At 61.9% G+C, this 13653-nt stretch carries 16 protein-coding genes and 4 tRNA genes; 2 read left to right on the plus strand and 18 right to left on the minus strand.

Annotation, left to right across the window (positions count from 1 at the left end; translation table 11 throughout):
* Positions 1 to 2: 2 nt before the first annotated feature.
* The 16 genes from ACFQ6H_RS27855 to ACFQ6H_RS27930 all read right to left on the minus strand — a co-directional run bounded on the left by ACFQ6H_RS27855 (position 3) and on the right by ACFQ6H_RS27930 (position 9387).
* Complete coding sequence (locus ACFQ6H_RS27855; RefSeq protein ID WP_003942038.1) at positions 3 to 797, minus strand: ABC transporter permease; 795 nt, start codon at positions 795 to 797, stop codon at positions 3 to 5.
* Positions 798 to 806: 9 nt separating this feature from the next.
* Positions 807 to 1928 (minus strand): ABC transporter ATP-binding protein, encoded by a 1122-nt coding sequence (locus ACFQ6H_RS27860; RefSeq protein ID WP_378650090.1) that lies wholly within the window; start codon positions 1926 to 1928, stop codon positions 807 to 809.
* A gap of 259 nt (positions 1929 to 2187) precedes the next feature.
* Positions 2188 to 2574, minus strand: a complete 387-nt coding sequence (gene rplL, locus ACFQ6H_RS27865; protein WP_003941857.1) for a 50S ribosomal protein L7/L12 — start codon at positions 2572 to 2574, stop codon at positions 2188 to 2190.
* A gap of 78 nt (positions 2575 to 2652) precedes the next feature.
* Complete coding sequence (rplJ, locus tag ACFQ6H_RS27870; protein ID WP_378447180.1) at positions 2653 to 3237, minus strand: 50S ribosomal protein L10; 585 nt, start codon at positions 3235 to 3237, stop codon at positions 2653 to 2655.
* Positions 3238 to 3671: 434 nt separating this feature from the next.
* Entirely contained in the window at positions 3672 to 4364 is a 693-nt protein-coding gene (locus tag ACFQ6H_RS27875) for a hypothetical protein (protein ID WP_378650084.1), read from the minus strand.
* Positions 4365 to 4501: 137 nt separating this feature from the next.
* Entirely contained in the window at positions 4502 to 5221 is a 720-nt protein-coding gene (gene rplA / locus ACFQ6H_RS27880) for a 50S ribosomal protein L1 (protein ID WP_003941982.1), read from the minus strand.
* Between the two features lie 110 nt (positions 5222 to 5331).
* Positions 5332 to 5766 carry a 50S ribosomal protein L11 gene (gene rplK, locus ACFQ6H_RS27885; RefSeq protein ID WP_003941896.1) on the minus strand — a complete coding sequence of 145 codons (435 nt, stop codon included), beginning with the start codon at positions 5764 to 5766 and terminating at the stop codon, positions 5332 to 5334.
* Positions 5767 to 5832: 66 nt separating this feature from the next.
* Complete coding sequence (gene nusG, locus ACFQ6H_RS27890; protein WP_378650086.1) at positions 5833 to 6678, minus strand: transcription termination/antitermination protein NusG; 846 nt, start codon at positions 6676 to 6678, stop codon at positions 5833 to 5835.
* 84 nt (positions 6679 to 6762) lie between these two features.
* On the minus strand, positions 6763 to 7266 hold the full coding sequence (gene secE, locus ACFQ6H_RS27895; RefSeq protein WP_378537637.1) for a preprotein translocase subunit SecE: 504 nt from the start codon (positions 7264 to 7266) through the stop codon (positions 6763 to 6765).
* Between the two features lie 31 nt (positions 7267 to 7297).
* Positions 7298 to 7370, minus strand: a tRNA-Trp gene (locus tag ACFQ6H_RS27900).
* 173 nt (positions 7371 to 7543) lie between these two features.
* The gene (gene hadB, locus ACFQ6H_RS27905; protein WP_230812146.1) at positions 7544 to 7969 is read right to left on the minus strand and encodes a (3R)-hydroxyacyl-ACP dehydratase subunit HadB; all 426 of its coding nucleotides are present in this window, start codon (positions 7967 to 7969) and stop codon (positions 7544 to 7546) included.
* The gene (gene hadA / locus ACFQ6H_RS27910) at positions 7956 to 8510 is read right to left on the minus strand and encodes a (3R)-hydroxyacyl-ACP dehydratase subunit HadA (RefSeq protein WP_019744315.1); all 555 of its coding nucleotides are present in this window, start codon (positions 8508 to 8510) and stop codon (positions 7956 to 7958) included. The genes hadB and hadA overlap by 14 nt, the downstream gene beginning before the upstream one ends.
* A gap of 86 nt (positions 8511 to 8596) precedes the next feature.
* On the minus strand, positions 8597 to 8764 hold the full coding sequence (gene rpmG / locus ACFQ6H_RS27915) for a 50S ribosomal protein L33 (protein WP_003941903.1): 168 nt from the start codon (positions 8762 to 8764) through the stop codon (positions 8597 to 8599).
* 61 nt (positions 8765 to 8825) lie between these two features.
* A tRNA-Met gene (locus ACFQ6H_RS27920) sits at positions 8826 to 8898 on the minus strand.
* Between the two features lie 45 nt (positions 8899 to 8943).
* A tRNA-Thr gene (locus tag ACFQ6H_RS27925) sits at positions 8944 to 9016 on the minus strand.
* A gap of 288 nt (positions 9017 to 9304) precedes the next feature.
* Positions 9305 to 9387 (minus strand) — tRNA-Tyr (locus tag ACFQ6H_RS27930).
* A 224-nt stretch (positions 9388 to 9611) separates the two neighbouring features.
* Here ACFQ6H_RS27930 and ACFQ6H_RS27935 point away from each other — a divergent pair.
* On the plus strand, positions 9612 to 10103 hold the full coding sequence (locus ACFQ6H_RS27935; protein ID WP_283305038.1) for a YajQ family cyclic di-GMP-binding protein: 492 nt from the start codon (positions 9612 to 9614) through the stop codon (positions 10101 to 10103).
* Between the two features lie 70 nt (positions 10104 to 10173).
* On the opposite strand, the gene htpX is transcribed toward ACFQ6H_RS27935, so the two are convergent.
* Positions 10174 to 11037 carry a zinc metalloprotease HtpX gene (gene htpX, locus ACFQ6H_RS27940; RefSeq protein WP_283305153.1) on the minus strand — a complete coding sequence of 288 codons (864 nt, stop codon included), beginning with the start codon at positions 11035 to 11037 and terminating at the stop codon, positions 10174 to 10176.
* A gap of 153 nt (positions 11038 to 11190) precedes the next feature.
* Positions 11191 to 12240: a polyprenyl synthetase family protein gene (locus ACFQ6H_RS27945; protein WP_037129929.1), complete on the minus strand. Its 1050-nt coding sequence runs from the start codon at positions 12238 to 12240 to the stop codon at positions 11191 to 11193.
* 104 nt (positions 12241 to 12344) lie between these two features.
* Between ACFQ6H_RS27945 and ACFQ6H_RS27950 the strand changes: the two genes are divergently transcribed.
* Complete coding sequence (locus tag ACFQ6H_RS27950) at positions 12345 to 13607, plus strand: geranylgeranyl reductase family protein (protein WP_378650088.1); 1263 nt, start codon at positions 12345 to 12347, stop codon at positions 13605 to 13607.
* Positions 13608 to 13653: the final 46 nt, after the last annotated feature.

Genomic DNA, 13653 nt, shown 5'->3' on the forward strand with positions numbered 1-13653 from the left:
GGTCAAGATCCCTTCGCCGGCACGATCTGGAGGTACACCATCGTCAGAATCAGATTGGCGAAGAACAACAGCAGGAACGTGATGACGACGGCCTGGTTCACCGCCTCACCGACGCCCTTGGGGCCACCGGACGGGTGAAGTCCCTTGTACGCGGAGATCACACCTGCGATGACACCGAACACCGCGGCTTTGATCTCACCGCTCCAAATGTCCGGTAGCTGCGCAAAAGCTGAGAACGACGAGATGTAGGCACCGGGGTTACCGCCCTGCAGGATCACGTTGAAGAAGTAGCCGCCCGCGATACCGACCACGGACACCAGCCCGTTGAGCAGTACAGCGATCAGCACCATCGCGAGTACTCGCGGAACCACCAGGCGCTGAATCGGATTGATTCCGAGGACTTCCATCGCGTCGATCTCTTCGCGGATGGTTCGTGAACCGAGGTCGGCCGTCACGGCCGATCCGGCCGCACCGGCGACCAGCAACGCTGTCACCAGAGGGCTACCCTGCTGGATCACCGCCAGGACGCTGGCCGCGCCGGTGAACGATTCTGCACCCAACTGCTTGATCAGCGAACCGGTCTGCAGTGAGACGACGGCGCCGAAAGGAATGGCTACCAATGCCGTCGGCAAAATCGTCACGCTGGCGATGAACCAGGCCTGCTCGATGAACTCACGGAACTGAAATGGACGCCGGAACGTATTCCTGACGACGTCGACAAACAGTTCGACGATGTTTCCGGCCTGAGTTAATGCTCCGTTGACCGGACTCAGAACCGAGTTGCGGGTAACCCCCATCCGATATGCCTACCCTTGCCCGTGTGTCGTGTTTCCGTAGGGATCGCCCTCGTATGCAGGAATGACCTGCGTGTCTTGCGAGCTGTCGTTCCACTCCCCCTGATAGCCGCTCGCTTCGGCGTACTGGGGATCGTACTGCCCAGTTCCGTCAACCTCGTCCAGGCTGTCCTGAATTGCCGCCTGAGCGTTAGCTGGGAGGGTGTGCATGATCTGGCGGACGCGCTCCTGGCGACGACGAACAGCCTGACGCTCCGGGTTTCCGGGGGTGGCCTTCATCTGCGGCACGATGCCCTCGACGTCGTCGACACCACCAGCGTGGTGACCGGCGTCGACGAGCGCCTGCTCGTGCGCCATCTGCGCCTCGTCCTTCTCCTCCGACATACCGATCGGACCGATCATCGTTCCGTTTAGGAACTGCTTGACGACGGGTTCGTCCGACGTGAGCAGAACCTCACGAGGACCGAACATCACCAACTGGCGACGGAAGAGCATGCCGATGTTGTCCGGCACCGTGCGCGCGAGGTTGATGTTGTGCGAGACGATCAGAATCGTGGCGTCGGACTGCGCGTTGATGTCGATCAGTGTCTGGCTGATGTACGTCGTACGCACCGGGTCCAGACCGGAGTCCGGCTCGTCGACGAGGATGATCTCGGGGTCGAGAACGAGTGCACGCGCCAGACCGGCACGCTTGCGCATACCGCCGGAGATCTCGCCGGGGAGCTTGTCCTCGGCGCCGACCAGACCGGTGAGGTCCAACTTCTCCATCACGATCTTGCGAATATCGGATTCCGACTTCTTGGTGTGCTCACGAAGCGGGAAGGCGATGTTGTCGTACAAGTTCATCGAGCCGAACAGAGCGCCGTCCTGGAACAGAACGCCGAACAGTTTGCGGATCTCGTAGAGCTCCTTGGAGGAGCACTGCAGGATGTCCGTGCCGTCGATGACGATGGAGCCTTGTTCAGGGCGGAGCAGTCCGATCAGGGACTTCAGGAACACCGACTTACCGGTACCCGAAGGCCCGAGCAGTGCACTGACCTCACCCGCGGGAAGTGTCAACGACACGTCCTGCCAAATCCTCTGCGACCCGAAAGACTTTGTCAGTCCTTGTACCGCTACCTCGACTCCCACCATTACCTCCGCGACGTCCGTTGCATGCATGCACCCGTGTGGGTTGGGTCACTCTATCGCATGGGAGTGGTACCCGTGACTGCGAATACTACTAACGAGTAGGGAAGAAGCATAATTCAGGTCACAGCCTAGTTCGGACACCCCTCCCACCTGCATGGATTCCGACATATCGCCCGCGAAAAAAGTTCAAAAAAAGAGGGCCACTCCCCGTGGGGAGTGGCCCTCTTCGTTACTACTCGCGAAGAGCAGCGGGAAAACCGTCTTACTTGATGACGATCTTTGCGCCGGCAGCTTCGAGCTTTTCCTTGGCAGCCTCTGCGGCGTCCTTGGCAACCTTCTCGAGGATGGCCTTCGGAGCGCTCTCGACGAGGTCCTTGGCTTCCTTCAGGCCGAGGCCGGAGACGACCTCACGGACGACCTTGATGACCTGGATCTTCTTGTCGCCAGCCGACTCGAGGACGACGTCGAACTCGTCCTGCTCTTCAGCAGCTTCTGCACCGGCAGCCGGTGCGCCTGCAGCGGCGACGGCGACGGGAGCAGCAGCGGTGACCTCGAAGGTCTCCTCGAATGCCTTAACGAACTCCGAGAGCTCGAGGAGGGTGAGCTCCTTGAACTGGTCCAACAACTCTTCGGTGCTGAGCTTCGCCATTGTGGCGGTCCTTCCTGTAAGTCCCATGTCGCTGATCCGCGACCGGGCGGGGTTATAGCAGTGATGCGCGGGTGCGGATCAGCTTTCGGCTTCGGCCTCGGCCGGAGCCTCGGTGGCAGCCTCTGCGGGGGCCTCTGCGGCTCCGCCTTCTGCGGCCTTCTTCTCCTGCAGTGCAGCAGCCAAACGGGCAAACTGCGAAGCGGGAGCATTGAACAGGCCTGCGGCCTTTGCCAAGTTGCCCTTCATCGCGCCGGCAAGCTTTGCCAACAGGATTTCGCGGGATTCGAGATCCGCGATCTTGTTGACCTCTTCCACGGACAGCGCAGCGCCGTCCATGTAGCCGCCCTTGATGATGAGCGCCTTGTTGTCCTTAGCGAAGTTCTTCAGAGCCTTCGCAGCGTCGACCGGTTCGCCCTTGATGAATGCAATGGCGGTCGGACCAACGAACAGGTCATCAAGGCCCTCGATGCCGGCCTCTGCGGCGGCACGCTTGACCAGGGTGTTCTTGGCGACGGAGTAGGTGGCACCTTCTCCGAGAGCGCGTCGCAGTGTCGTGATGTTGCCAACCGAAAGGCCACGGTATTCCGTGACCACAGCGGCGGTCGAACCCTTGAACTGCTCGGTGATTTCCGCAACTGCGGAAACCTTCTCAGGCTTTGCCATACTTCGCCTCCTCTCGTGAGCGTCGTTGTCCCACTCAGGAACCGCTGCACCTCATCGGGGATGAACCCGAGAAGACACAACCCGCGACATGCAAAACGCCCCGGCGCAAGCGCACGGGGCGTACAGAGGAAACATGAAGAAGAGGCTTACGAATCAGCGTAACGATGCAACGCAAAGCAGTGCATAACCAGGCAAACTGTAGAACCACTACATCAAGCTATCCCCCTACCTCGTTCACCTACGTGGGCCGCCGGGCACTCCCGGACTTTCAACCACACTCATCACTGAGCGCAATCACCAACGGTCTTGGGTAGAACATGATTTTGGGGTGAAGTTCATATCCAGCACTGAACTCCGCGTCGAAGACTACCCGACAGCTCTCCGGAAATCCAAATCGGCGTCGGCGGGCGCCCGGTTCTTCACGCCCCGCTTCTTCACGCACCTATGGCCCTGGCGATCTTGTGTTCGATCTCCGCCCGAGCACGATCCGGCAAGACAAGCAGTCCTTCGAGTTCCTTGTGTGCCTTCCTGTACGCGCTCTGACGTTCCTGCGGCGTCGCGCCCTCGTCCATGGCCAGTCGCAACAGACGCTGCGCTCGTACCAGACGCTCTTGTTCGACGAGGGTGAAGCCGCTGCGTCGGCGGCGTTTGGCTTCCGCTTCCGCGATTTCGAAGGCGATCGCGTAAGCGTGCACCGACTCGCGGTACTCGGTTTGTGCCTGCTCGTTACCGATCATCGTCTCCGGATTGCCTGGTCGGAGGAGATCGGCACGATATTTGGCTCGATGAAAATCGGCGGTCAACGGCTCGCGCATGTCCGTCATCATCGGGGTGTCGAGCAGCGTGACCGGGTCGAGCTCGTACGAGAACCATCTTGCGTCGACTTCGTCGTGCTGTTCGACGGCTTTCACCAGCTCGCGACGCTGCGTGTCTTCGTCGGCGTGATGTTGTGCGTTGGCTTGCGCGATGGCGACCTTGGTCTGCTGTTTGAGCCGGAAACGCTCCTGCCGACGCTCGATCCGCCTTTCGTTGGCAACCGCGACACCTTTCAGCGCCCCACCGATGGTGCCGCCGAAAACGAACAGCAGCCACCAGAAATTTCCGAGGAACTGGAACGCTTCGTGCATACACCCGATGATGCCACCGCTAGATCGATACCACCGCTGGACCGATACCACCGGCGGGGATCACTCCCCTCCCGAAACAGACAGGAAGGCCGGCAGGGAGTGATCCCTGCCGGCCTTCTTGTTCGTATGCGGACTGCTTACGCGTCTGCAGCATCCTCGAGGAGGTTGCGCGTACGGTTCGGATCCACCGGGATGCCCGGACCGGTGGTGGTCGAGACCGTGATCTTCTTCACGTAGCGGCCCTTGGCCGACGAGGGCTTCGCACGCAGGATCTCGTCCAGGGCTGCGCCGTAGTTCTCCACCAGCTTCTCATCGTCGAACGATGCCTTGCCGATGACGAAGTGCAGGTTGGCCTGCTTGTCGACGCGGAAGTTGATCTTTCCGCCCTTGATGTCGTTGACAGCCTTGGTGACATCCGCCGTGACGGTGCCCGTCTTCGGGTTCGGCATCAGGCCACGCGGTCCGAGGACACGGGCGATGCGGCCGACCTTGGCCATCTGATCAGGAGTCGCGATTGCGGCGTCGAAATCGACCCATCCACCCTGGATGCGCTCGATCAGGTCTTCTGCACCGACTACGTCAGCGCCTGCAGCCTCTGCTTCTGCTGCCTTCTCGCCAACAGCGAACACGATGACGCGAGCGGTCTTACCGGTGCCGTGGGGCAGGTTGACCGTTCCGCGGACCATCTGGTCAGCCTTACGGGGGTCGACGCCCAGACGAACTGCAACCTCAACGGTTGCATCCATCTTGGTGGACGACGTCTCCTTGGCGAGCTTTGCAGCCTGAAGCGGGCTGTAGAGCTTGTCTGCGTCGATCTTCTCAGCGGCGGCGAGGTACGCCTTGCTGCGCTTTGCCATTTGTTCTGTCCTTACTTATCACTGCAGTGAGTTACTTGGTGCAGTGGTGAATGGTTCAGTTGTGGTCGGGGCCTGGCCGGCCCTCCCACGTAATGCTGTGGAGCGGGCTACTAGCCCTGGACCGTGATGCCCATGGAGCGAGCGGTGCCGGCGATGATCTTCGCGGCCTGCTCGATGTCATTGGCATTGAGGTCTTCAGCCTTGGTCTTCGCGATTTCGCGCACCTGATCCATGGTCACCGAGGCAACCTTGGTCTTGTGCGGTTCGCCGGAGCCCTTGGCGACGCCGGCTGCCTTGAGGAGCAGCTTGGCGGCGGGAGGGGTCTTCAGCTTGAAATCGAAGGTCCGGTCTTCGTAGACCGAGATCTCGACCGGCACAACGTTGCCGCGCTGGGACTCAGTCGCCGCGTTGTAGGCCTTGCAGAACTCCATGATGTTCACGCCGTGCTGACCGAGCGCGGGACCCACGGGAGGTGCAGGGTTAGCCTGACCTGCCTGGATCTGCAGCTTGATGAGCCCGGCGAGCTTCTTCTTCTTTGGGGGCATCTCTAGTTCCTAGTTTCTAGCTTGGGTGTGTGTCTTGCGTCGAACAAATTGCAAGTTTTGGGGTGGTCAGATCTTCGCGACCTGGTTGAAGTTGAGCTCAACCGGGGTTTCACGACCGAAGATCGACACGAGAACCTTGAGCTTCTGCTGCTCGCCGTTGACCTCGCTGATGCTGGCCGGAAGGGTTGCGAACGGACCGTCCATGACGGTGACCGACTCGCCGACCTCGAAGTCGACCTCGATGAGGGGCTTGCCGAAGGACTCGGACGGTGCCTCGCCTGCTGCGACGGCGGCCGCTGCAGCCTGCTGCTTCTTCTGCTCCTGCTGCGGGAGCAGGAACTTGACGACCTCGTTGAGGGTCAGCGGCGAGGGACGCGACGTGGCACCGACAAAACCGGTGACACCAGGCGTGTTGCGCACTGCGCCCCACGACTCGTCGTTGAGCTCCATGCGAACGAGGATGTATCCGGGCAGAACCTTGCGGTTGACCTGCTTGCGCTGGCCGTTCTTGATCTCGGTGACCTCTTCGGTGGGAACTTCCACCTGGAAGATGTAGTCACCGACGTCGAGGTTCTGAACGCGAGTCTCGAGGTTGGTCTTGACCTTGTTCTCGTAACCGGCGTACGAGTGGATGACGTACCAGTCACCCGGGGCGCGGCGCAGCGCAGCCTTGAGTTCGGCAACGGGATCCTCGACCTCGAGTTCGGCGGCGGGAGCGGCCTCGTCGGAGTTCTCGGCATCGTCGGAGATGACGTCCTCGGTCGCTGCAGTGTCGGCAGCGTCTGCATCGGTGCCTTCGGCAACGTCTGCATCGGTGCCTTCGGCAACCACGACGTCTACTTCGGCTGCCGCCTCGGCAGAAACACGCTCTTCGGCCAAAGCCTCATTCGTGTCGTTCTCGGGGGTGCTCACTGGGGCACTCGCTTCCTCTCGTTACTCGGACCCGGGTCGGGTCTTGTCGCGCTCGCAGGCAAAGACGCCCGACTGCTACGGCGATCAGCCGAACAGCCAGGTGACACCCTTGATCACAGCGATATCGACGCCGCTGATGAAAGCGACCATGAAGACCACGAACGTCAGCACGACGCTGGTGTAGGTGATCATCTGCTTGCGGTTCGGCCAGATGACCTTACGGAGTTCTGCGATGACCTCGCGGAAGAATTTGCGCAGGCGCTTGAAGATGTTGTCTTTCTTCGCCTTGGGCTTCTTGCCGGGGTTCGTTGCAGTCGGCTTGGCCGATGATGTCCGGGATGCCGTCCGTGCCGGAGTCTTCACGGTGGACGCGCTGACCGAGGCGCCGCGTGCAGCGCGCTTGCCGGTCGGCTTGTTGGAAACCCCACTGGATGCGGAGGGGGCCTCGTCGGCACCGTCCTTGTCCAGCGACAGATCGGAACGCGTAGTCGCGTCAGCTGCAGTGTCGTCGACACCGGTCGAATCGGCAGACGGTGAAGTCTCCGCATCCGAAGTGTCGGCGTCGCGCTTGGCGCGCTCCTCGCTCACGTCGTTCCTCTCAGTCGCTGGCATCCGGGGGCAGGGGCGACAGGACTTGAACCTGCAACCTGCGGTTTTGGAGACCGCTGCTCTGCCAGTTGAGCTACGCCCCTTTGGTTGACCTCGACAGGTAGACCCTGCCTGAATCAACCGTTCTGCGATCACACAACATACGCGCTACCCGAGGTGAATGCTTTGCAACATTCAGGGCAGCGCGCAGCGCTGAGGAATCCCAGAAATCTCAGTGTACTTCAAAGCCCCGGAACAAACACAATCCGCCCTGCGATCAGGCTAGACGGACCGTGGCAGTGGCACGACCGAAGATCTTCTTACCTTCGGACTTGGCCACGATTGCCAGTACTGCGGTCTTGCTTTCTTCGTCGACCGACTTCACCTTGGCGGTGAAATCGATCTCGGCAGCCTTGTCGGCCGCCACGATGACCGGGCTCGTGAACCGTACGTTGTACTCGGTCACTGCGCCCGGATCTCCCAGCCATTCGGTGACGTAACCGGCACCGATGCCCATGGAGAGCATGCCGTGCGCAACCACGTCCGGCAAGCCGGCAAGTCGTGCAACCTCGTCGCTGAAGTGAATCGGGTTCGGATCTCCCGAGACACCGGCATAGTTGGCGAGGTTTCCGCGTGTCAGAGTCACGGACTTCTCGGGGAGAAGTTCGCCGACACTCACGTCGGAGAATTTACGAAGCGACATGCATCATCACGTCCTTGACTGCGTGGGCGATGTTCTCGTCCACTTCCCCACCGGTTCGAGCGACAAGCGTTGTCCACGTGGTGACAACTGCCTCGTCGTTCTGATCGGTGATGATGTTCTTGGTCACGATGATGTCGCTACCTGCGGCCTGCCTGAACGAATCCAGGAAGACATCGCAGAAGAGTCGGTCACCGACCTGCATGGGCTTGTGCAGCACCAAACGCTGATCGGTCTGAAGAATCTGACTCAAGTCGTAGCCAGTGACGATCTCTTCGAACAGACGTCGCTGAGCAATGGCACCCACGATTGCGACAAAAGTGATGGGAGCGATAAGACCGTCGTATCCGAGGCCTTTGGCTGCCGACTCGTCGTAGTGCGCGGGATGCGCGTCCTGGACGGCGCGAGCGAACTCGCGCACCTTCTCGCGTCCGACCTCGTAGAAGTCTTCGACACGATAGTGATGACCGACCATCTGGACGGCATGAGCGGCCGGGTCCGTAGGGACCTCGGCCGCTGCCTGGTTCTCTTGCAAATCTGTCACGCGGTGAGACTCTCTTCTAGCTAGGACCCGAAGACGCAGGCCCGGAGAGGGTCTTCCGCGAAAATCGTCGTCCGGTTAAGGACTTACTACTTCGACTCGCGGTGCGACTGGTGGGTTCCGCAGTTGGGGCAGAACTTCTTGAGCTCCAGGCGATCGGGGTCGTTGCGCCGATTCTTCTTGGTGATGTAGTTGCGGTGCTTGCATACCTCGCAGGCCAAGGTGATCTTGGGCCGAACGTCGGTCGAGGAGGCCACGGGATGCCTTCTTTCGGGTGTATCTGATTACGAGCAATCAGGGTGGATCATGCATATTGTGTAGCGGTGACCGGACTTGAACCGGCGACGCAACGATTATGAGTCGTTTGCTCTACCAACTGAGCTACACCGCCTCGGTGTCGAGTGTCGCGCGGAAAGCACGGCACCACAATCCAGCGAGCCCCCTAACGGAATCGAACCGTTGACCTTTTCCTTACCATGGAAACGCTCTACCGACTGAGCTAAGGGGGCGTGGCTCAGGAGTGCGTTGCCGCTCTCTTGAAGCCTCCGAAAGATTACACACGAACGAGCGCCAGCACCAAATCCGCTGGTCATCGGGGCAAAAATGGTGCCGGAGCCCATTCTTGCACCGATCGGGGCCTGTGGCGAGGGATTTGCGAGAACCAACTTGGCCCCGCACTCCCCCGGAGTCCTCCCCGAGCCGCAGCAGGTACGCGTCACGTGCCATCCGCCGACATCGGAACAAGCACAAAAAAGTCAGCCCCGATTCTCGGAAAGAGAATCGGGGCTGACTTGGTGTGGCAGATGTAGGATTCGAACCTACGTAGGCATAAGCCGACGGATTTACAGTCCGCTCCCATTGGCCGCTCGGGCAATCTGCCGTGCTTGCACCAGGCTTCGATCCGGCGCATTCGCAAGTATATCGCGACGTGCGGCGGCCGAAAACGGCTTCCTCGGTGCGGTGAGAAGAATACAACGAACACACCCCCATTTTGCAAACCGGGTGGTAACGGGCGGTGCCGACCCGATAACGTCGAGGTGTCCACCGGTATGGAAGGTGGGCGGAACTCGATGTTCGTGAACTACCGGAAAGCGGGAGTGTGAAGTGGCTGATTCGTCCTTCGACGTGGTGAGCAAAGTAGACCGTCAAGAGGTGGACAACGCTCTGCATCAGGCTGCCAAGGAGTTGACCACGCGTTTCGACTTCCGAAACACGGGAGCGTCGATCGAGTGGTCTGGTGAAGAGACGATCACGTTGAACGCCGACACCGAGGAGCGACTGCTGGCCGCCCTCGACGTGTTCAAGGAGAAGCTGATCCGTCGTGACATCTCGCTGAAGGCATTCGATGCCGGCGAGCCGGCGCAGTCCGGAAAGATCTACAAGCTGTCCGGAACCTTGGTCCAGGGCATCACCAGCGAGAACGCGAAAAAGATCACCAAGAAGATCCGCGACGAGGGTCCCAAGGGCGTCAAGGCGCAGATCCAGGGTGAAGAGCTTCGGGTGAGCAGCAAGAAGCGCGACGACCTCCAGGGTGTCATCTCCCTGCTCAAGGGTGAGGACTTCGGGATCGCCCTGCAGTTCGTGAACTACCGGTAGTAGGGGCTGCGCCCCTGTGCGCGGTTAAGGAGTCCTGGGACTACCTAACCGCGCACAGGGGCCGAAGGCCCTACATCCCGGCCATCTTCTCCAACCGCTCGATCCGGTCCGCCATGGGCGGATGCGTCGAGAACAGCTTGCTCACCTTGTCCCCCGCCCTGAAGGGGTTGGCGATCATCAGGTGGGACTGGGCCGCGAGCTTCGGCTCGGGCGGCAACGGCGCGGCCGCGACGCCCGACTCGAGCTTGCGCAGCGCCGACGCCAACGCCAACGGGTCACCGGTGAGCTCGGCTCCCGATTGATCCGCCTGGTACTCGCGAGAGCGCGAGACGGCCAGCTTGACCACGGTTGCCGCGATCGGTCCCAGTAGGGAGACGAGCAGCAGCGCGATCGGATTGCTTCCCTGCCCGTTCCCTCGCCCGCCGAAGATGCTCGCGTACATCGCGAAGTTGGCCAGGCCCGAGATGACGCTGGCCATCGCGCCGGCGACAGACGAGATCAGAATGTCTCGGTTGTAGACGTGGGAGAGTTCGTGCCCGAGCACGGCCCGCAATTCGCGTTCGTTCAAGATCTGCATGATGCCGCTGGTCACGCACACGGCGGCGTGACGGGGGTTACGACCGGTGGCGAACGCATTCGGGGCGTTCGTGGGGCTGATGTACAGCCGGGGCATCGGTTGGTGCGCCGTCGTGGCGAGTTCGCGCACGATGCGGTAGATCGCCGGTGCTTCGACCTCTGTGATGGGCTGGGCGCGCATCGATCGGAGCGCGAGTTTGTCACTGTTGAAGTACACGTAGGCATTCATGCCGACGGCAAAGAGAACGGATCCCCACAGAAGCACCGGGCTGCCGAACAGCGAGCCGATGAAGACGATCAGCGCCGACATCCCCACCAACAACCCGAATGTCTTCGCACCGTTCGCGTAGCCGTGCAAACCGCTCACCTCTTGCCTCGCCGGAGCCGAAGGCTCACCCGAACTCCCCGGCGTATGCACCGGTTCTGTTCAGTCAACGAAGGACAGGGCCATCAGGGTTCCCACCCAGCGCTCGTCGGGGTTTCCCCCCGGAAGCCCCGATTCGTCGAGGTGTCAGCCGACTCGTTCGATCGTGTAGTCCACGAGACGCACCAGCGCTTCGTTTGCAGGCCCCTGGGGCAGTTCGGCCAACTGAGCCTTGGCTGCGACGGCGTACTCGCCCAGCTTTGCCTTCGCCTTGACCATGCCCGGCGAACGCTCGAGCAGTTCGAGGGCTTCTTCTACCAGGGCGTCTTCGGTTACCGGGCCCGCGAGCAGCTCGCGCAGACGATCTGCGTCGGCCCCTTCTTCGCGGAATGCGTACAGGACGGGCAGGGTGTGGACGCCCTCACGCAGGTCGGTGCCGGGCGTCTTGCCGGACTGCGCCGAGACGGACGAGATGTCGATGATGTCGTCGGAGATCTGGAACGCGGTGCCGACGGCATCACCCAGGCGCTCGAGGCGCTCGATGTGGGCTGCGTCGGCGCCGGAGAAGGTGCCGCCGAAGCGTCCCGAGGCAGCGATCAGCGAACCGGTCTTCTCCCACACGACCTTGAGGTAATGCTCGACCGGATCCTGCTCCTTCTTGACGCCGATCGTCTCGCGCATCTGGCCGGTGACCAGCTCGGCGAAGGTTTCGGCGATGATCCGAACTGCTTCTGGTCCGAGCGTCGACACCAGTCGTGACGCGTGCGCGAACAAGTAGTCGCCGGCCAGGATCGCCACGCTGTTGCCCCAGCGGGCATTGGCGCTGGGTGCCCCGCGGCGCATGGACGCCTCGTCCATGACGTCGTCGTGATAGAGCGTCGCGAGGTGAACGAGTTCGGTGACGGTCGCTGCGGTGATGATCGACGGATCGTTCGGCACCGGTCCGAGCTGCGCGGTCAGGATCGTGAACAACGGACGGAAGCGCTTTCCACCGGCTCGCGCGAGGTGCAGCGCGGCCTCGGTGAGGAAGTCTTCGCCGTCGGACAGCTCGCTGACCAACAACTCCTCGACATCGGAGAGTCCACCACGCACTACTGCGGCGAGCTGTTCGTCGCCCAGATCGATGCCTGCAACGACGGTGCTCGATGCGGTTGCGTCGGCAGCAGTCTTTTCGGTGCTCACGATGTCAGTACCCATTCCTGTCGTCAGTGACGGCTCGGTTCCCACGGTAGTGAACCTAGCGGTTCGCACTCGGGACGGCCTCGCCACGGTGGCGATCGCGAGCCTGGGAAGATGTGAGTGTGTCCGTAGATGAGCAGTCCCCCGTCGTCGATTCGCTTCCGACCGAAACCGACATTGTGGTCATCGGCGCAGGTCCCGCGGGTTCTTCGGCCGCGGCATGGGCCGCCCGCAGCGGCCGAGACGTCGTTCTGGTGGACGCTGCCGTCTTCCCGCGAGACAAGACTTGTGGTGATGGACTCACTCCGCGCGCCGTAGCCGAACTGGATCTCCTCGGCCTCGGCGAGTGGGTTCGGTCACATACGACGAACAAGGGCCTGCGGTTGTCCGGCTTCGGACAAGAACTCGAACTCGAGTGGCCGGGGACGTCGTTCCCGCCGATCGGCAGTGCGATCCCCCGCACCGAACTCGACGACGCCATTCGCCGGTGTGCCGTCGAATCCGGCGCGGTCATGGTCGAGGGCACCAAGGCAGTGGACGTCGAACTCGACGGCGATCGAGTAGCCGCCGTCGTACTCGCCGGCCCCTCGGGACGCAGCACCCTTCGCTGTCGGACGCTGATCATCGCCGACGGCGTTCGCTCGACGCTCGGCAAGAAGCTGGGACGGCAGTGGCACCGGGACACCGCGTACGGCGTCGCAGCACGCGCGTATGTCGCGACGCCGCGCAGCGCCGACCCGTGGATCACCTCGCATCTGGAGCTGCGGGACGCGGAGGGCACGTTGCAGGCGGGGTACGGCTGGATCTTCCCGCTCGGTACCGGCGAGGTGAACATCGGGGTCGGGACACTGGCGACGTCCAAACGTCCGGCACCAGGTGCCCTGCGACCTTTGCTCGACCTCTACACCGATCAGCGCCGAAGCGAGTGGCAGTGGAGCAGCGAAATACATTCCGTCGCTTCGGCTTTGCTTCCCATGGGCGGCGCCGTCTCCAACATCGCCGGACGCAACTGGGCCGTGATCGGTGACGCCGCAGCGTGCGTGAACCCGCTCAACGGTGAGGGCATCGACTACGGCCTCGAAGGCGGACGTTTGGTGATCGAACAGCTCGGCGCGGACGATCTGACGCAGCTGTGGCCGAAGGTGCTGCGGGAGCATTACGGGCAGGCGTTCTCGGTCGCGCGCCGACTCGCAGGGCTGCTGACGGTTCCGCAGTTCCTGCCCGCGTCGGGTCCGATTGCGATGCGCTCGCGGGCACTGATGACGGTCGCCGTTCGGGTGATGGGAAACCTCGTCACCGACGCCGACGCCGATCTGACAGCGAAGGCATGGCGCGCGTCAGGGGCCGCGTCGAGAAAGATCGACTCCCGGCCGCTGTTCGGTTGAGCAACTGCTGTGCGCCTTTATTAACCGCCGGGGGTTAATAAAGGCG

Source organism: Rhodococcus sp. NPDC056506 (genome assembly GCF_042794945.1).
GTDB lineage: Bacteria > Actinomycetota > Actinomycetes > Mycobacteriales > Mycobacteriaceae > Rhodococcus_F.